The sequence below is a fragment of the Variovorax sp. PBS-H4 genome (genome assembly GCF_901827205.1).
Classification (GTDB): Bacteria; Pseudomonadota; Gammaproteobacteria; order Burkholderiales; family Burkholderiaceae_C; genus Variovorax.
Window position 1 is genome coordinate 4,118,920 of sequence record NZ_LR594675.1, and the last position, 17,483, is coordinate 4,136,402.

The following is a 17,483-nucleotide window of genomic DNA, read 5'->3' on the forward strand; positions in this document are numbered from 1 at the left end:
AACGCCGGTGAAGCCTCTTGCCTTTGCGCAGCATCAAACCGCCGAGCGCAGTCCGACCTCATCCCGGGCAGACGCCGCCCCCGATTTCAAAGCTCAAGCCGACTTGCCTTGCGCCACATCAAGACACGGCGTGCCGTCGTTCCGATACTGGCAGCCTGTCCATTCGAGATTGAAGGGCTCCTGTCATGTACCAAAGAATTCTCGTGCCCCTCGACGGCAGTGCGACAGCGCAGCGCGGGCTGGAAGAGGCTATCCGTCTGGCGACGTTGACGCAGGGTCGGCTGCGGGTCATCCACGTGATCGACGAACTCTCGTTCGCGCTTGCCATGGACGCCTATGCCGGCCACGCCGGCGACTGGCTGAGTGTGTTGCGCGAGGATGGCCAACGGCTCCTCGCGCAAGCCAAGGCTGCCGCGAACGCGGCCGGCGTCGAAGCCGACACGGTCCTGTACGACAGGCGCTCCGGAAGGGTTCACGAGCTGGTCACCGGCGAAACCGCCAAGTGGCCCGCGGACCTGATCGTTCTCGGGACGCACGGCCGCCGCGGCGCAGGACGCGTTATCATGGGCAGCAGCGCGGAGCACATTCTGCGGACCGCACCCGTGCCGGTACTGCTCGTGCGGGCGCCGGAGACCGAGTTCAGGCCGCAGCCGGGCGAACCGGCGCACGCGAGTCAGCCAACGGGGGCCCCGGCCTTCGAATGATGTCCACCTATATCCGCTGGTTCTCCGAGATTGGCGTCGACGACGTGGCGAGCGTCGGTGGCAAGAACGCGTCGCTCGGCGAAATGTACCGCGCGCTGACCCCCCATGGCGTCCACGTGCCCAACGGGTTCGCGATCACGGCCGAAGCCTATCGCCGCACCCTGGAGCTCTCCGACGCGTTGCCACGCTTGAGAGACGCCTTGGCCGGCCTGGATGTCAAGGACATCGATGATCTCGCGCGGCGCGCGCAGCGCGCGCGAGAGATCGTTCTTGCCGCACCGCTCCCCGAGGAGCTGACGAACGAGATCCGTGCAGCGTACGCCCGGCTGCGAGCAGAGTGCGGCGCCGACATGAGCGTTGCGGTTCGCAGTTCCGCCACCGCGGAAGACCTGCCGACCGCCAGCTTCGCCGGCCAGCACGAGAGCTTCCTGAACATTTCCGGCGAGGCCAGGCTGCTCGACTCCGTGCGCCTGTGCTTTGCCAGCCTGTTCAAGGACCGTGCCATTGCCTACAGGGTCGACAACGGCTTCGATCACTTCAGGATCGCCCAGTCGGTATGCGTGATGCAGATGGTGCGTTCCGACCGCGCGGCCAGCGGTGTCATGTTCACGCTCGATACCGACAGCGGGTTCCGCGACGTCGTCTTCATCACCGGCGCGTACGGCCTGGGCGAGAACGTCGTCCAGGGCACGGTCGACCCCGACGAGTTCTACGTCTTCAAGCCCACCCTGAAGCTGGGCCGCCGCGCCGTTCTCAGGCGCAAGCTAGGCAGCAAGGAAGTGCGGCTGGTCTACTCGAAAGCTGCCGGCAGGGAGCCCACCTGCAACCTGCCCACCCCTCCCGAGGATCGGGACCGCTTCTGCATCGACGATGCCGACGTGCTGGCACTGGCCGATGCGGCCGTGGTCATCGAGGATCACTACAGCCGCCATGCAGGCGGGCCGACGCCGATGGACATCGAATGGGCCAAGGACGGCCTCGATGGCCGGATCTACATCGTGCAGGCGCGGCCCGAGACGGTGGCCTCCCGCAAGCCGCTGCACCGCATCGACGAATATCGCCTCCATGCGACCGCCGCGCCGGTGGTCACCGGCCGGGCCGTCGGCGCGACAGTCGCGGTGGGAAAGGCCCGCGTCGTCACCGACGTGATGGCGCTGGGCCAGTTCCAACCCGGCGAGATCCTGGTTGCCGACACCACGATGCCCGACTGGGGCACCGTCATGAAGATCGCGGCCGGTGTCGTCACGAATCGCGGCGGCCGCACCTGCCACGCCGCGATCGTCGCCCGCGAGCTCGGCATTCCCGCCGTCATCGGCTGCGACGACGCGACGGCCAGGATCCGAACCGGGGACGAAATCACGGTTTCCTGCGCCGAAGGCGCCGAAGGTCGCGTCTACGCCGGCTCGGTGCCATTCGAGAAGACGAGTGTCGAACTGTCGGAACTCGGGCAGCCACAGACTCATTTGATGGTCAACCTCGGCAATCCCGACAGCGCCTTCCAGACGGCGCGGCTGCCCAATGATGGGGTGGGGCTGGCGCGCATGGAGTTCATCGTCGCCGAGCACATCAAGGTTCATCCGATGGCGCTCGTTCACCCGGAAAGGATCGAAGACTCTGCGGTGCGCGCGGAGATCGGGCGCCTGACCCGGTCGTTCGAGCACCCGGCGGACTACTTCGTGCGCGAGTTGTCGGAAGGCGTGGGCGTCATCGCCGCGGCCTTCTATCCGAAGCCGGTGATCGTGCGCATGTCCGACTTCAAGACCAACGAGTACGCCAGCCTGCTCGGAGGCAGCGGGTTCGAGCCGACCGAGGAGAACCCGATGATCGGCTTCCGCGGCGCTTCGCGCTACACGCATCCGGCCTATGCGGAAGGCTTCGCGCTCGAATGCGCCGCCATGAAGCGGGTGCGCGAGGAGATGGGGCTGGTGAACGTGAAGCTGATGATCCCGTTCTGCCGGCGGGTGCAGGAGGCCGAGCGCGTGCTGGAGGCGATGGCAGCGCACGGCCTGCGGCGCGGCGACGACGGCCTCGAGATCTACGTCATGTGCGAGATCCCGAACAACGTCATCCAGGTCGACGCCTTCTCCCGGCTCTTCGACGGCTTCTCGATCGGCTCCAACGACTTGACTCAGCTGGTCCTGGGCGTGGACCGCGACTCGCGCCTCGTGGCCTTCGACTTCGACGAGCGCGATGAAGGTGTCAAGGCGATGATTCACCAGGCCATCGAAGGCGGGCGACGCAACGGGCGCCACGTCGGCATCTGCGGCCAGGCACCCTCGGACTATCCGGAAATGGCGGCGTACCTGGTCGAGCTCGGCATCGATTCGATGAGCGTGACACCCGACACGCTGCTCAAGATCACGCGCGACGTCCTGGCCGTCGAAAAGCGGCTCGGCCGCCCTCCCCGCCGGCAACCCCAAGGAGCAATTCCATGAGCCAGCCCATCTCTTCATTGATGCAACGTCCGGTGTCCAGCGTCACCATGGAAGACAGCGTCGCGCAGGTGGAGGCCCTGCTCGCCGGCAGGCGCTTGTCGTGGGTGCCGGTCCTGGAGCCGGCGCGCGGCGAAGTCGCCGGCGTGATCAGTGCGTCGGATCTTGTCGCATTCCACGGGCAAGGCCGCGACCCGGTCGCCACGCATGCCTGGCAGATGTGCTCCTACAAGCCCATCGTGGTCGACGTCGCCACGTCGCTCGCGCAGGTGGCGGCGCTCATGGTGGAGCGCAGCGTCCACCACGTGGTCGTGACCGACGGCGACGGGATTGCGGGCGTGGTCTCGTCGCTGGACTTCGTCCGGACCTTTGCGCGTTCGGCATAGATCGTTCTCGTCGCGCCGCGCGACGAGCGCCTCACGGGAAGGCTCGCCGAAGACCGGCATCTCCGCGGCCCGCCCAGCAGCGCCACCAATCGCCCCGAGACCTTGGACCCGGCCCTGTTGCGAGATGCACGTGCATGGGAGTTGCGGAAGATCAAACCGCGGTCCGACAGGTTGCCTATATTGACAAGGCGTGGTGCAAATACCCACGTTTTAACAACCACTGTCTACCCAAAGGAACCATCATGAGCAACCTGAGGCTGCTGGACCCGGTGTTCGGCAATGACTTCGAAGCCGCGCTGCGCCGCTTCTTCTCTCCGACTGTCTTCGAGGGCGAGACCGCTCCGCTGAAGATGCGCATCGACGTGAAGGAGAACGACAAGGCCTTCACGGTGCAGGCCGACATTCCGGGCGTCAAGAAGGAAGACATCCATGTGAAGATCGACGGCAACGTCGTCAGCATCGACGCAGAGTCGAAGAGCGAGAAGGAATCCAAAGGCAACGGCGACAAGATCCTGCGCAGCGAGCGCTATTACGGCTCGGTTTCGAGAACGTTCAGCCTTGGCCAGGACGTCGACGACACCAAGGTGCAGGCGAAGTATCTCGACGGCGTGCTCACGCTGGAGCTACCGAAGAAGGCGCCCGCCGCCTCGTCGAAGATCCTCATCCAGTGAGAAGACATCCAGCGCTCAACCCGGGCAACCGGATTCTTGAGGCCGGCAATGCCGGCCTTGCGCCTTCTAGCGCTTCGTTGGAGCGGGCGGCCGGACAGGCGGGACGTACGGCGCGGGACTCCATTCAGGGCGAACGCTGCGGCCAGTGTCAACGATGACCAGGTAGCGCCCTGGGTCGGAGACCGTCTGACGATCTTCCCTCAGCACCCAGAGCTTTTGCCCGCCGGCCGCGAGCCGCTCGTACTCGGCATCCAGTACGCCGTAACGGTCCAGCAGTTTATTCAGCGTGCCGGGAATTCGAACGCAGCCCTTGGACTGTGCGCTGGCAAGGCGGCGCTCCAGCGAATCAGGGTCCGTCGCATGCATCTGCAGCCGCATCTCTATCACGGCGCCATCTCCCCAGCCCTTCGGGGCAGGCTGCCAGCCGAAGTCGTAAACGCGCATGCCCCTTTCGCCGTAGCCCCGGATTCCGTTGCTGTTGAATGTCCCTTCGGCACGAAAGTCGGAGTTGGACGGCGAATGATCGAACACGCCCGCGGGCGTCTCGAAATGGTCGAATTCCCCGGGCCGCCCGGTGGACACCGGCGAGGCCCCGATGAAGCGGTATTCGCCGGCGCTGGAGCGCCAGAGCAGCAGTGCCGCCTGAACCCGCGGAGCGCGATCGACAACGAGCAGGTACTGTGCGCGCGACAGCTCCGCCTGTGCGTTGATGAGAGCCGCTTCGGCGAGGCGCTGGTAGCGGCGTACTTCGTCGGCAGGAACCTCCAGCACGCGGTCGACCTGGCCGCGATACAGCGCCCCCAGTTCGGAGGGAGACGCGGGCGCCGCGGCTGCTACTGCGGCGGCGGAGAAGAAGAGCAGCAGCGCCACGGCACTGGCCCGAACCTGCGGCACGCTCCAGTCGATCACGTCGCGGCCGGTTGCTTCCGGTGATCCCGGTCGCGGCGGACCGCATCCTCGATCTGACGCTTCATCCCATCGAACGCCGCACGCAGCGCAATGTAGACATCCTCGTCGTGCACCCGGCTGATCGCGAGCACCTGCCCCGGCAGCGCGAGTTCGATGTGGACGGCGAACGGCCGTCCCTGATGCCGGTGCTTATGCACCAGCTCGATACGCACGCGGCACGAAATCATGTGCGCGCAGAACTGGTCCAGCTTCCTCACCTTCTCCCGCGCGACCGCCTCCACCGCCGATGAGGCCGGCGTGCCAAGGAACTGGATATCGACGGTTTGCTTCATGTTCGATGCACCTTCGGAATCTTCATGCCCGACCCTCAGGAAGCAGGCACGAAGCATCTTGGGATCGCTCGATCGGGCCTGTCGAAGAAAATCGCCCGAATGGACTCGCCGGTGTTCGGCATGCCGTTGGCGCTGTGGTCGGCAAGCTCCGCGCATTCGAGCGCAACCATCAGTCCGAAGGCCTCGAGCGCTTGCGGGATGGGCTGATGGGGATCGATCAATCCCGCTGCGCGGGCGCAACGTCGAAAGATCTCGGAGGAAAGTTCTTCGATGCTTTGCATGCATCCGATGCTAGGGAGCGCGTCTGTGGGCGTCTTGATCTGCGTCAACCTTTTTCTTGTCCGCGGTATGACTTGCGCTTTGCGCCAGATCAAGCCGGAACGTGAATTCTTTTCGATACTGTGAGCATTCCAACCCTCTTCGAAGGAGAAGCCATGTATCAGCGAATTCTCGTTCCCGTCGACGGCAGTTCGACTTCGAATCGCGGCCTGGACGAGGCCGCACGGCTCGCGAAGCTGACGCAAGGCCGGATGAGGCTGATCCACGTCGTCGATGAGCTCTCGTTCGCACTGGCGATGGACGCCCACTCGGGTTTCGCGGGCGACTGGCTCAAAGTCCTGCGCGAGAACGGTGCTCGTATCCTCGACGAGTCACGGGCGACGGTGGAGGCGGCTGGCATCGAAGTGGAGACGTCCCTGTGCGACACGTTTTCCGGCTCGGTACACGAAAAGGTCATCGCCGAAGCCGTCAAGTGGGGCGCGGATCTGATCGTGCTCGGCACGCATGGTCGACGCGGCGTGGGACGGCTGGTGTTGGGCAGCAGCGCGGAACACATCCTGCGCTACGCCCCCGTTCCCGTCCTGCTGGTGCGTGCGCCCGAAGAGAAGGTCGAGCGGCCCGAGAAGCCGCGGCACATCAGCCAGCCGACGGGCGCCCTGGCCTTCGAATGACTTCCGATCCGGAGAGCCTTGGTGCGCAGGCGCCAGGTGCGCATCTGCCGGCGATGCCCTGCAGGTGGTCTCGACCTTGAGCTGGCGCAAGGTCGGCTCGCTTGGCGCATCGCATGCTGTGCACTCGATGAACTTCATACGAGGAATTACATGAAAGCCGCCAAGATGCTGATGCTGCTCGCCCTTGCCTTCGGCGCAACGGCGTTTGCTGCGGACGACACACAGCCAGGCCAGGTGAGCCCCCCGCCCCGCATGACGCAGCAATCCAGGGACGCCGCCGTCAAGGCTGCTCGCGACGCAGAGGCAGCTTCGCGCAAGGCCGTCGATCACGCGAGGGCTGCATTGGACAAGAGCCAGGCGACGGCCGGAAGGATCTCCAGGACCGGCGCCGAAGCGATTCGTCGAGCCGCACGCAAAACTTGGGAGTCTGCAACTCGCTTTGAGGAAAAGGCAGCGGCGTCGGCCGAAAAGGCACTCACGGAAAGCCGGGACGCCGCCCGCGCCGCTGCCGAGGAAAGCAGCAAGGCCGCTGCCGCGGCGCGCGAGGCGCTCGGGAAGGCGGAGGACGCGTCAAGGCGGGCAATGGAGTCGAGCCGGGAAGAAGCGCAGAAGGCGGCTGAAGCAACCCGCGAAGCCCTCAAGAAGGTGGACGAAAGCATGCGCACCGCCGCACGCGCGGCCAAGGATGCCGTCGCCAAGACCACGGGTGCGAGCCTGCCGGCGAAGCAGTGAGTTGAACGGCGCCTGCCTGCGCCGGCAGTCGCCGGCAGTCGACGGGTCCGTCGAGCAGCGCTGGGAAGCAGTCGCGCGGTCTGCCGCAGCGAAGCTTGATCCAGCGCAAGACGCCCCATCGGCTTGCTTTCTACATTGATCAGACACCTGCATTGTGAGGTGGCTTCCCGGATCTTCAATGCGAGGAACCTCATGAGATCCGATACGCAGCTCCGAACCGATGGGGTGGCCGATGTCATCGTGTGCCGGTCGAACCGACTGTGCCATCTACCCAGGACCAACCCATGACCTCCAATGCCTCTCCCGCCTCGCCCCTTCCCGACAACTACCTGCTGTCAGTCTTTGGCTGGCAGCAAGCATTCTTCGACGCGTGGACACAGGCGCAGCGCAAGCAATACGAATCCCTGGCAGTCTGGGGGAAGTCTCTCGAGGCGTACAACAAGGATCTGTGGGATCAATGGATCTGCCGCTTTGGCGGTGGCGTGCCGCTGGATGGCTAGCGCCATGGGTTCCGGTGTCTCGAAGGAAAGCGCCCTCCCACGCCGCGATGCGCGGCCACATCGGGGCGCTCGAAGGCCTTTTCAGTGGAGCGCACCTGTTTGAACGTTGATGCAGCGCAAGCGCCGCGACGTGCAAGCGCGAACAATGAGGCTGCCCGTCGCCCAGGCCAGCGGCGGGCAAGTCCAAGACGGCCCACGAACGAGGAATAGCCATGTACCAACATATTCTGGTTCCCCTGGATGGCAGTGCCACTGCCGACCGCGGGCTGCGCGAAGCTGTACAGCTCGCCGCCGAGCGGAAGAGCAAGCTGCGTCTGTTGCACGTCATCGACGATTTTCCGATGCTGATGGAGATGTCATCTGTTTCCAGCTTCGATGCTTCGATGCGCAAGGTCCGCGAGTACGGCGAGGACGTGCTGTCGAAGGCGCAGGCGGCAGCCGCGGCCGCCGACGTTCAGGCTGAAACTGTCCTGCGCGAGGTGACGCAGGGCCGCATCGCGGATATCCTGATCGACGAGGCACGCAGCTCGGGCTGCGACCTGATCGTCATGGGCACGCATGGGAGGCGCGGTTTCAGCCGTATGGCACTCGGCAGCGACGCTGATCTGGTCGTGCGCCAGAGCCCCGTGCCCGTCCTTCTGGTACGCAACGATCCTCAACAGTCCTGAAGCGTCCCGAACCGTGCGACTGCCACGCCAAGTTCTGTCGGCCCTCACCTGCGCCGCCCTGCTCTACGGCTGCAGCAGCAGTCCGGCCCAGGTCGCGCCGGCCGGCGGCGTGTCCTCCGCGCCCCAGGCGGCGGCCTTCTCGACGTTGGTCGCCAGCCGCAGCGCAACGGTGGTGGACATCAGCACCTTGCGCATCGGTCGCGACGAGAGCGAAGGCGACATGAGCCTGGAGTTCGCGCCCGAGAACGATTTCGCGGACCGGCTTGCCTGGCCACTTCCGGCCAGCGCGAGGATCAGCCAGATCCGGGATCTGGCTTCGGGAATCATCATCTCCAGCGACGGGTTCATCCTCACCAGCGCGCATGTCGTCGCCCAGGTGGACGAAGCGCAGGTCCGCCTGGACGACGGGCGGCGGTTCATTGCGCGCTTGGTCGGCAGCGATCGGCAGACCGACGTCGCGCTGCTGAAGATCGATGCCGAGGAGCTTCCGGTTGCGGTCATCGGCGATTCTTCGCGGCTTTCCCCGGGCGACTGGGTGGCAGCGATCGGCGCGCCGTTCGGGTTTCATGGAAGCGTCACCAGCGGTGTGGTGAGTGCGAAGGATCGACTCATCGCCGGCGCCGGCGAGATCCCGTTCATCCAGACCGACGTCGCGATCAATCCAGGCAGCTCGGGCAGCCCACTGTTCAATGGCCGAGGCGAGGTGGTGGCGGTCAACTCCATGATCTACAGCGGCAGCGGCGGCTACATGGGACTTTCGTTCGCAGTGCCGATCAATCTCGCCATGCACATCGCGGCGCAGTTGCGTGCCACGGGGTTGGTGCGCCGAGCCCGCCTTGGCGCCGAACTCCAGGAGATGACGCCCCTGCTGGCCGAATCGTTCGGCCTTGCCCAGCCGACCGGCGCTCTGGTGGTCAACGTGGAGCCGGACGGTCCGGCGCGGCGCTCGGGCCTGGCAGCCGGCGACATCGTCACGGCCATCGACGGCGTGCGCTTCTCGCATTTCTCGGAGTTGCTGCAGCAGATCGCCGAGCGTACACCCGGCACGCGAAGTCGCCTCGATCTGTGGCGCCGCGGCGAGACGCACACCCTCTGGGTCACCCTTTCCGAGCAGTCCGGCACACGGATCCCCCCGGCCAGCAACTCCGCGCCCGAATGGAACGATGGTCTCGGCCTGAGTCTCGGCGAGCTTTCTGCCGGAACGCGCCAGCAGCTTCGCATCGACGCAGGGTTGCTGGTGCGCGAATCAAGCGGGCTCGCCCGCAGCGAGGGCATCCGGGCGGGCGATCTGATCGTCGCCGTCAATGACAAGCGCCTGGAGCGTGTGGACGATTTCCGGCGTGCCCTGTCGGGCGTGACTGCCGGCGGGACCGTTGCATTGCTGGTCATGCGCGATCGCCGGCTGGCCTACGTGCCGGTCAGGATCTCCGCGCGGCCCGCGTCGCACTGACCGGCCGAGGCTCGGATGTCCCACGCGTGCATTCACAACAGCCGGAACGTGAGCAGCCGAGCACGGCAGAACGGGAAGTAGCCGGACGTGCCGAAGAAATTGCCGCCGTCGACGCGGAAGGGCACCCGGAAGCCTTGCACGCACCTGAAGTCGGACACCTCGCCGCCGAAGGGCTGTTCGCGGTACACACCCTGCGGGTTGGCGTTGCTCCAGCGCGGCATGCTCACCCAGAGGGGCTGGCCTCCGGCGTTCACGCGGATGTCGATCTGCTGGCGCATGCCACGGTGCGCGACGACGGCACGTGCGGTGTCCGCGTCCAGCGCCGTCCACGCCACCCCCGCCCCCGGCAGCAGCGAAGCCGGCGCCCAGAACGCAGCTTCGCCAACCAGCCGGCCGAAGGACGATCTCAGGTGGTCGGCGTCGCCTCCGGCGCGCACGATGGGTACCAACCCCAGGATTCGGAAGCGCGTCCAGGACCGGTCGCCGACCATCCCGTCCGAGCCCTCGGCGCGCATGAAGCCGCTGCCCGTGCGGACCCGCCACACCAGTCCATGAGGCGGGGCCAGCAACTGCTCCGCCTGCATGGGCTGGTACTGCGGCTTCTCCTTTGTGCCCAGCGACAGCTCGCCTCTCATCGTGATTTCCACGACCGAGTCGAGCCGAGCCCCGGGCTCTATGGCGAACAGAAAAAATCGCCGCGCGGGCTCGGGCAGGTCCGCCACCATGGCGGGGTCGAAGCGGCCTTGAGCCGGCCCGGCCGTGGAGGTCAGCTGCTCCCAGGCTGCACGCGTCTGTTTTTCTTCAGCGCGCCAGCGGATGAGCTGCCATCCCGCAAGCGCTGCGACGCACATTCCGGTGAGCGGGAGTATTCGATTGATCATTGGCATCGAGGAACCTGGACAGGTCGGTTCGTCTTTCTGAGGAGGTTCCGCAGTGGTTGAGTATGAACCGCGGGGACCCCTGCGCCCACGAATTGATCCATATCAAGCCCACTGAAACGGCAGCTGAGAAACTGTCTTCGCTTGAGTAGGCATCCGCAAGGAGTTGAACATGCACATGCGCTCAGTCACCACGGCGTTCACCTTGGCTTTGGCAATCGGCGCAGCGCCGCTCGCATCGGGCGCCCCCTCCGATGTCACAAAACTGAGGAGAACACAGTTGCAAGCCCAAGGCGGTTCGTGCGATGCCGCAGGGAACTGCAGCGAATTTTCCGTCTGGATCTATGAGGATCTCGACGGAGTCACACAGGGCGTGGTTTCGAGCAGCTACCGCACGGCCTCGGCGACGCTGAGCTTCGTCACGTGTCGGGGGCCTGCGTATGTCAATGCGGCGTTTCTCAATCATGGCAACGGGCGAAGTGGCGTCAACGCCACGCTCAATCCATCTTCCGCGGATTGCAACAGCTTCAATGCTTCTACCGTTGTCATCGACCTGATCGGCAATCCGGACGGAACCGTTCACACCACCACGGAGGGCACTTCCAAAACCGAATTGCCAGATCTCAAGGCAAGTTACAGCTTCAAGACCGAGATGTTCGGCGAATCATTTGTCGGGACGAACGGCTACACGACGGGCACATTCGGCGGATGGGCAGAAGCGATGCGGACGAGCGACTTCACGAAAACAAAGTAGCCACCCGAGGCTTCCGGCCAATGTCGGCTTCCCTCCCGAAAGGCTGCTGGCAAAGCCCACCGCCATTCGCCGAGCGTGAGCGCGCCATGGCGAAGCTCCCGAACGCCGCTCAGTGAAGCTGGGCGGCCTTCATGGGCGCAGTCAGGCCCTGGATGAAGCTCGTCAGTGCCTCCACCTTGGGAATGCAGATGTCGCGCCGTCCTTTTTCGATGAAATGGATCAAGTCGCAACGCGCCAGCCTGGACAGCGCGCGACTCACGGACTCCAGGGTCATCCCGAGGTAGTTGCCCATCTCGGCGCGTGTCATGTGCAGGGTGATCTGGTCGGTGCGCAGCCCACGCTGCGCGAGCGCATCGGCCCAGTAGCGCAGGAAGCCGGCCACCCTGGCATCAGCTGGCAAGGTGCACAGCGAGAGCAGGGAATCGTGGTCACGCACGAGTTCGCGGCTCATGGCCTCGTGCAGTGCGGTCAGCAGCGCCGGGGCGCTGAGGGCGGCCTTGAGCAGGGCCTCGTAGCGAATGACCCAGACCTCGCCGACGTCCATCGCGACCGCATCGCAACCGTAATGTCCCGCTGCGATTCCGTCCAGGCCCAGCCAGTCACCCTTGAAATGGACGCTGACCACCTGCTCTCGCCCTTCGTCGGACAGGTTCACCATCTTGAAGAAGCCCGAGTTGACGACATACAGGCAACCGAACGCCATCCCTGCCTGGTAGATCGAGTCGCCTGCGTGCACGACCCGCCGCTGGATCGGCAAGGTCGCTTCCAGCAGCCGCAGCATGTCGCCGATGCGCTGGAAGCTCGAAGGCGCGCACTTGGGAGAGCGGATCGTCTCTGTCATTTCTTGCTCCTCGTGGATCGATGGAGAGAGCTTAAGAAGCACGTGCAACACGAGCGCCAATGGGGTGCCGGGTTCGGTAACACTGCGTGAATGCTCGGTTTCAAGTTGGTATCTGGGCCCGGAAGATGGCGGATTGTTGATGCCGGTCAAAGGCCGGATCGCCGCAGGACCTACCCTCGCGGCTGTGAAGGCTGCTATCACCTCTCTCCCTACTCGCGCATCGCTTGGCGACCCGCTGGCTGCCAACCGAATGCTTGCGACTTTCGCCTCGGCTCGCCAGTTGCGGACGAATGCACACGCGGGGAGCGGTGGCCAGCCGCTGCGCGGCAAGAATATCGCCCTGCTGCTCGGATCGTCCCCGAGTGCGCACGTCGCGCCCTTGAGCAACGCCGCTCAGGCACTCGGAGCACGGGTGGCCGAGCTTCGGTTCACCAGGTCCCAGTATCCGGTTGCAGGACGCGACGACATTGGCGCCCTGGCGCGCGTGCTGGGACGCCTGTACGACGCCGTCGACTGCGAGGCCGTGGAATCGTCCGCAGCGTACCGAATCGAGAAGGAGGCTGGCATCCCGGTCTACCATGGCCTGTGCCAGGACGAGCATCCGGCACGCGTCGCCGCGGACCTGATGACGCTGCACGACCTTCATCCGCCGCCCGGAGCGTCGATCCTGTTCGTCGGCGATACGGACACGGCCCGTGCGAGCGGGTTCATCTCGGCCGCTCGCGCGATGGGGTTCGAAGTGCTGTTCAATGGGCGTGAAGGTCCCGACTTGAAGGACACGACATTCCTGGTGGATGCAAGCGATGGCCCGCACTGGTCACTGCTGGCATCCACCGGTCCGGTCGACGAGGGCCTGCGTGCGCAGAACCACCATTGGGTGATGCAAACCATGCTGCTGCATGGGATCGTCAAGGGCTTGAGCGCAGCCGCAGGATTGTTCGAAAGGACCGAACCGTGACCATTCGCCACCTCGATCACTTGCTCACACCGCGGTCGGTCGCCGTTTTCGGCGCCTCGAGCCGCGTCGGCAGCGTGAAATGGCCCTCATTGCGGAAACGCTCGATGCGCAAGGCAGCGCCGGGTCGATGAGTGCCGGCGGCGCGCAGGACGCGCTCGTCGGCTTGGCCGTGGCGCTCGGCAGCGGCCTCTTGATCGGCATCGAGCGCGAGCGCCGCAAGGGCCAAGGCGATCAACGTGCCGCAGCGGGTTTGCGCACCTTCGCCGTCGCCGCGCTCGCCGGCGCACTCCCGCACCTGCTGCCCGCTGAAGGACTCGTTTCGATCGGTGCGGCACTCATCGCGGCGCTGGCGGCCATTTCGTACTGGCGAAGCAGGTCGCCCGACCCCGGGATGACCACGGAGCTGGCGCTATTTGCGACCTATCTGATCGGCGTGCAATCGGTCGTTGCACCGGCCCTGGCTGCCGCCAGCGCAGCCTCGCTCGCGTTGCTCCTGGCAGCGCGCCATCGCCTGCATCGATTCGCGACCCAGCTCCTGAGTGAGCAGGAGTTGCATGACGGCCTCCTCCTCATCGCGCTCGGGCTGGTCGTCCTGCCGCTGATCCCGTCGCAGCCGATCGAACTGCTCGGCGGCATCGATCCGCGACCGCTCGCCGCGCTGGTTCTGCTGATCATGACCATCCAGGCCGCGGGGCGGCTGGCCATGCGTTGGCTCGGCGTGCGCGGCGGCACCCTGGGCGCAGGCTTCGTATCGGGCTTTGTCTCGAGTACCGCGACAGTGGCGTCGTTCGGCAGCCAGGCACGGGCACAACCGGCCCACGCATCTGTCCTGGCCGGCGGCGCTGCGCTCTCAGGCGTCGCCACCTGGTTGCAGGCGCTCCTGGTGAGCGCAGCGGTATCCCCGGCGGCCGCGGCCGCTCTGCTTCCGATCGCGCTCGCCGGCGCAACTGGTGCTGCGGCCATCGGCCTGGTACCGCTTCTGTCGCGCGAACAGCCCATGGCGATCGAGTCGGTTCCCGACGGACGCAGCGCGCTGCGCCTGCGAGAGGCACTGGCAGTCGCCCTGGCACTGGCGCTGGCTGCGCTGCTGCTGGGCAGTGCTCGACGGCACTTCGGCGACAGTGGCCTCATGGTCGGTGTCGCTCTTGCTGCCCTTGCAGATGCCCATTCCCCGGTGGCCTCCTTGGCCTCGCTTCATGCAGCGGAAAGCCTGTCTGTCAGCCACTTCGTCGGCGGTGCGATGCTTGCCGTCGGCGCCAACACGTTGACCCGCTGCACCGTCGCCGCGATCGCAGGAGGGCATCGTTACGCGCTGCGCGTCGCGGCCGCGCTGGTCACGAGCATGGCGTGTGCCGCCGCGGCGTGGTTGGCAACCCGTTGATGCGGAATACGCCACCAGCTCCATGTGGGCGACTGCCATATGTGCGCAGACGGCACCAAAGCTTGATCTGGCGCAATAGCACCAGACCCACCAGGAAGCACCATTGGAGACATTCACTGCTTCAAGGAGCCCCTGATGAGTCGAAACGTTGGAACAGTCGACAGGGTCATCCGCGTTGCCGCGGGCGCCGCGCTCGTCGTGCTGGCGCTCTCGAGTGTGATTGGCGCATGGGGCTATCTCGGCGTGATCCCGCTGCTGACCGGGGCCCTCGGCAATTGCCCCGCCTACAAGCTCTTCGGCGTCAGCACTTGTCCGTCCAGCTCGTAAGGGCGCCATGCAGAGACTTCGGATCATCGCCGCTTCGTTTGCGCTGCTTGGCGCCGCGGTGCTCTGGCTCGGTTTCAAGGTGTTGATCCTCTGGTTGACCCGAGACTGACAAGCCAGGCTTCCCAGGTCACACCGAGAGAGCTTCCCATGAGCAAGATCCTCGTGATCGTGTATTCGCACACCGGTACCTCGCGCCGGCTGTCGGAGCAGCTTTGCAGCCAGCTCGGGTGGCAGCTTGCCGAGGTCGTCGAGGAGCACCCGCGCCAGGGCATCCCGGGCCTTTGGCGATGCGTGCTGGATTCGCTCTTGCGACGACGACCCGCCATCTACTACGGCGGACCGTTGCCAAAGGGCTTCGATGCAGTTGTCCTGGTGTCGCCCATCTGGCTAGGTCGATTGGCCGGGCCGATGCGCAGCTTCGTTGCAAGACGAAGGGACCATCTACCCGATGTCGCAGTGATCTCGGTCGCCGGAGGTAGCGCAAACTTTGCGGCTGCCGCCGAGATTGCCGATCTCGTCGGCGAAGCACCCATCATCAGTACGACATTCACTGCACGAGAGATCGAAGACGGGACATGCAACGCCCGGCTCCAATTCTTCGGCGCCGCACTCAGCGGTGCCGAGGCCACTCATGCAGCCGAGCGACGACGCATGCACTCGCCCAAGAGGGCCTGAGGCATTGTTCTCGATCATGGCTCGACCGCACGAGGTCGCGTGACATCGAGCCGAGGCGAACCGTAGAAGGCGGGCGGTCCGATCCACTTGATCTTCCAGCGCAAGGCGGCGCCGTCAGGCGGCTTTTAAAGGGCCGTCCCTGCAGCGGCAGCGCCCAGGCCGATGGGCGCCGGCACCGCATTCACGATGCGCGTGAAGAGCGCCCGATACTCCACATCCGGCTCGCAGCCGGCCAGTGCGTCGCGGTTCTCGCCGAAAGCCTTGTCCAGATCGGCCCAGTCCTCTTGCGTCAGCACCCGTTCCGCCAGCGGCAGGATCTCCCGCTCTTCCAGCGCCATGTGCGCAAGGTAGAAATCGACATAGTGTTCGACGGCTTGCTCAAAGGCCTTGCGCCGCGACTCGCCCATCATCTCGAACGCGAGCAGCGCATGCTCCACGTTGCGGATGCGCCGTTCCCCGCGCGCGTGATCGTCGTCCAGGCGGTCGAGCAGCTCGCGCGACAGTGGTGTCCGGGCGCGCAGTTTGGGAAAGAGCAGTTCGGTCTCCTTCCGGTGATGGCGCTTTTCCGGAAATTCGTCGACATAGAACAGCATGGCCCGCAGCGCCCCGAAGTCTGGCATGGTGCCCTGGCGGCGATGCTGCGCAAGCAGCAGGACGATCGAGCGCAGCATGGCCGCGAGCGCCGAGTGTTCCTCTCGAATGATCCTGACGGTGGTGTGGTTCATGGGGTCACCTTCTCAAAGACGCTAGGCTCGCACGGCGGACCGGCCGGGACCTTGTCGCAGATCAAAGCAACGAAGCCTCGCAAGGCGCTTCAGCGCAGCAACAGCACCGGCACGCTGCACCGCGCCAGCACCTTCGTGGCGACCGAGCCGAGGACGAGGTTCTTCAAGGCGCCGACCCCGTGCGAACCCATGACCAGCAGGTCGAACTTGCCGGCTTCCGCGTACGCGGCAATCTCCTGGGCAGGATGGCCCAGCTTGTGGACGAAGGTCGCGTCGATACCGGACTCCCGCAGGGAAGCCCGGATCGGATCCAGCACGACGCGTGCATCGTCCTCGTAGTAGCCGCGCACCATGTCAGGCCCTGCGAACGCGGCGGCCCGGTGCGGCACCGGCAGGACCACGTAGAGCACCGTGCAAGGCTGCACGCCGAGGAATTCCTTGTGCGTCGCCAGATAGGACAACATGCGGTTCGTGTAGTCGCTGCCATCCACGGCCAGAAGAGTCTTCATGATGAGGGCCTCGTTGATGAAAGTATTGGATGGCTTGATGCTCGCTGCCGGCGGATCGTGCTCCCTTGCGCCAGATCAAGCCACGGAACCCGGCAATGCTGACACTGGCCCCATCCAATCCAGGAGCAGACCATGTACCAACGGATCCTTGTTCCCGTCGATGGCAGCGCGACATCGACCCGCGGCCTCGAGGAGGCCATTCAACTTGCCAGGCTCACGCAAGGCAGGCTGAGGCTCTTCCACGTGATCGACGAGCTCTCTTTCGCCCTGGCCATGGATGCCTACTCGGGCTATGCAGGCGATTGGCTCAACGTGCTTCGCGAGCAGGGCAGGCGCATCCTCGACGAGGGCAAGGCCAAGGCACAGGCCGCCGGGGTCGATGCAGAGGCACAGCTGTGCGACAGCTTCTCGGGATCGGTCCACCAGATGGTGAACGACGAGGCCGCCAAGTGGCCCGCGCAACTCATCGTCCTCGGTACCCATGGCCGCCGCGGAGTCGGTCGCGTCGTCATGGGCAGCAGCGCAGAACACATCCTGCGGTACGCCTCGGTCCCCGTCCTCCTGGTGCGCGCACCCGAAAGCGAAAAGAAGGCCGGGGAGGAAGTGAAGGCGGTGCACGTCAGCCTGCCAACGGGCGCCCTGGCCTTCGAATAGCGCGCGAGGCAGCCGGCCTGGCGTGACCTGACCGGCGGGCCTGCAAC

The 17,483-nt window shown here is 65.4% G+C and carries 22 protein-coding genes; 15 read left to right on the top strand and 7 right to left on the bottom strand.

The features are described 5' to 3' along the window. The first annotated feature begins 185 nt into the window (after positions 1-185). From E5CHR_RS19500 to E5CHR_RS19515, 4 genes are all read left to right on the top strand, one after another. Entirely contained in the window at positions 186-704 is a 519-nt protein-coding gene (locus E5CHR_RS19500; RefSeq protein WP_162581367.1) for a universal stress protein, read from the top strand. Then, entirely contained in the window at positions 701-3,139 is a 2,439-nt protein-coding gene (gene ppsA, locus E5CHR_RS19505) for a phosphoenolpyruvate synthase (protein ID WP_162581368.1), read from the top strand. The genes E5CHR_RS19500 and ppsA overlap by 4 nt, the downstream gene beginning before the upstream one ends. Then, positions 3,136-3,522: a CBS domain-containing protein gene (locus tag E5CHR_RS19510; protein ID WP_162581369.1), complete on the top strand. Its 387-nt coding sequence runs from the start codon at positions 3,136-3,138 to the stop codon at positions 3,520-3,522. The genes ppsA and E5CHR_RS19510 overlap by 4 nt, the downstream gene beginning before the upstream one ends. 242 nt (positions 3,523-3,764) lie before the next feature. Then, a complete protein-coding gene (locus E5CHR_RS19515; protein ID WP_162581370.1) occupies positions 3,765-4,193 on the top strand; it encodes an Hsp20/alpha crystallin family protein in 429 nt (142 codons plus the stop codon). 66 nt (positions 4,194-4,259) lie between these two features. Here the strand turns inward: E5CHR_RS19515 and E5CHR_RS19520 are convergent, their stop codons facing one another. From E5CHR_RS19520 to E5CHR_RS19530, 3 genes are read right to left on the bottom strand one after another with little or no spacing between them, the layout of a single operon-like run. Continuing rightward, positions 4,260-5,102: a L,D-transpeptidase gene (locus tag E5CHR_RS19520; RefSeq protein WP_162581371.1), complete on the bottom strand. Its 843-nt coding sequence runs from the start codon at positions 5,100-5,102 to the stop codon at positions 4,260-4,262. Beyond that, positions 5,099-5,434, bottom strand: a complete 336-nt coding sequence (locus E5CHR_RS19525; protein WP_162581372.1) for an HPF/RaiA family ribosome-associated protein — start codon at positions 5,432-5,434, stop codon at positions 5,099-5,101. The genes E5CHR_RS19520 and E5CHR_RS19525 overlap by 4 nt, the downstream gene beginning before the upstream one ends. A gap of 35 nt (positions 5,435-5,469) precedes the next feature. Beyond that, entirely contained in the window at positions 5,470-5,715 is a 246-nt protein-coding gene (locus E5CHR_RS19530; protein ID WP_162581373.1) for a hypothetical protein, read from the bottom strand. Between the two features lie 153 nt (positions 5,716-5,868). On the opposite strand from E5CHR_RS19530, the gene E5CHR_RS19535 reads away from it, so the two are divergent. The 5 genes from E5CHR_RS19535 to E5CHR_RS19555 all read left to right on the top strand — a co-directional run bounded on the left by E5CHR_RS19535 (position 5,869) and on the right by E5CHR_RS19555 (position 9,734). Next, on the top strand, positions 5,869-6,384 hold the full coding sequence (locus E5CHR_RS19535; protein ID WP_162581374.1) for a universal stress protein: 516 nt from the start codon (positions 5,869-5,871) through the stop codon (positions 6,382-6,384). A 150-nt stretch (positions 6,385-6,534) separates the two neighbouring features. Next, positions 6,535-7,116, top strand: coding sequence for a hypothetical protein (locus E5CHR_RS19540; protein WP_162581375.1), 582 nt, complete (start codon positions 6,535-6,537; stop codon positions 7,114-7,116). A gap of 284 nt (positions 7,117-7,400) precedes the next feature. After that, positions 7,401-7,616: a hypothetical protein gene (locus tag E5CHR_RS19545; RefSeq protein WP_162581376.1), complete on the top strand. Its 216-nt coding sequence runs from the start codon at positions 7,401-7,403 to the stop codon at positions 7,614-7,616. A 212-nt stretch (positions 7,617-7,828) separates the two neighbouring features. Beyond that, positions 7,829-8,284 carry a universal stress protein gene (locus tag E5CHR_RS19550; protein WP_162581377.1) on the top strand — a complete coding sequence of 152 codons (456 nt, stop codon included), beginning with the start codon at positions 7,829-7,831 and terminating at the stop codon, positions 8,282-8,284. Positions 8,285-8,297: 13 nt separating this feature from the next. Beyond that, positions 8,298-9,734: a trypsin-like peptidase domain-containing protein gene (locus tag E5CHR_RS19555; protein ID WP_232062123.1), complete on the top strand. Its 1,437-nt coding sequence runs from the start codon at positions 8,298-8,300 to the stop codon at positions 9,732-9,734. 32 nt (positions 9,735-9,766) lie between these two features. Here E5CHR_RS19555 and E5CHR_RS19560 read toward each other — a convergent pair whose 3' ends face one another. After that, positions 9,767-10,621 carry a DUF6544 family protein gene (locus E5CHR_RS19560; RefSeq protein ID WP_162581379.1) on the bottom strand — a complete coding sequence of 285 codons (855 nt, stop codon included), beginning with the start codon at positions 10,619-10,621 and terminating at the stop codon, positions 9,767-9,769. Positions 10,622-10,784: 163 nt separating this feature from the next. On the opposite strand from E5CHR_RS19560, the gene E5CHR_RS19565 reads away from it, so the two are divergent. After that, positions 10,785-11,366, top strand: a complete 582-nt coding sequence (locus E5CHR_RS19565; RefSeq protein WP_162581380.1) for a hypothetical protein — start codon at positions 10,785-10,787, stop codon at positions 11,364-11,366. Between the two features lie 109 nt (positions 11,367-11,475). Here the strand turns inward: E5CHR_RS19565 and E5CHR_RS19570 are convergent, their stop codons facing one another. Further along, positions 11,476-12,207 (bottom strand): Crp/Fnr family transcriptional regulator, encoded by a 732-nt coding sequence (locus tag E5CHR_RS19570; RefSeq protein ID WP_162581381.1) that lies wholly within the window; start codon positions 12,205-12,207, stop codon positions 11,476-11,478. Between the two features lie 139 nt (positions 12,208-12,346). On the opposite strand from E5CHR_RS19570, the gene E5CHR_RS19575 reads away from it, so the two are divergent. The 4 genes from E5CHR_RS19575 (at position 12,347) to E5CHR_RS19590 (ending at position 15,548) form a co-directional block, all read left to right on the top strand. Then, positions 12,347-13,165, top strand: coding sequence for a hypothetical protein (locus E5CHR_RS19575; RefSeq protein WP_162581382.1), 819 nt, complete (start codon positions 12,347-12,349; stop codon positions 13,163-13,165). A gap of 79 nt (positions 13,166-13,244) precedes the next feature. After that, entirely contained in the window at positions 13,245-14,546 is a 1,302-nt protein-coding gene (locus E5CHR_RS19580) for an MgtC/SapB family protein (protein ID WP_232062124.1), read from the top strand. 135 nt (positions 14,547-14,681) lie between these two features. After that, positions 14,682-14,873 (top strand): YgaP family membrane protein, encoded by a 192-nt coding sequence (locus E5CHR_RS19585; RefSeq protein ID WP_162581383.1) that lies wholly within the window; start codon positions 14,682-14,684, stop codon positions 14,871-14,873. 147 nt (positions 14,874-15,020) lie between these two features. Further along, on the top strand, positions 15,021-15,548 hold the full coding sequence (locus E5CHR_RS19590) for a flavodoxin family protein (protein ID WP_162581384.1): 528 nt from the start codon (positions 15,021-15,023) through the stop codon (positions 15,546-15,548). A 125-nt stretch (positions 15,549-15,673) separates the two neighbouring features. Here the strand turns inward: E5CHR_RS19590 and E5CHR_RS19595 are convergent, their stop codons facing one another. Together E5CHR_RS19595 and E5CHR_RS19600 are read right to left on the bottom strand one after the other, a co-directional pair. Further along, positions 15,674-16,273, bottom strand: a complete 600-nt coding sequence (locus E5CHR_RS19595; RefSeq protein WP_162581385.1) for a hemerythrin domain-containing protein — start codon at positions 16,271-16,273, stop codon at positions 15,674-15,676. 89 nt (positions 16,274-16,362) lie between these two features. After that, positions 16,363-16,782 carry a universal stress protein gene (locus E5CHR_RS19600; protein ID WP_162581386.1) on the bottom strand — a complete coding sequence of 140 codons (420 nt, stop codon included), beginning with the start codon at positions 16,780-16,782 and terminating at the stop codon, positions 16,363-16,365. Positions 16,783-16,914: 132 nt separating this feature from the next. Here E5CHR_RS19600 and E5CHR_RS19605 point away from each other — a divergent pair, with 132 nt between their 5' ends. Further along, positions 16,915-17,436: a universal stress protein gene (locus E5CHR_RS19605; protein ID WP_162581387.1), complete on the top strand. Its 522-nt coding sequence runs from the start codon at positions 16,915-16,917 to the stop codon at positions 17,434-17,436. The last annotated feature ends 47 nt before the right edge of the window (positions 17,437-17,483 follow it).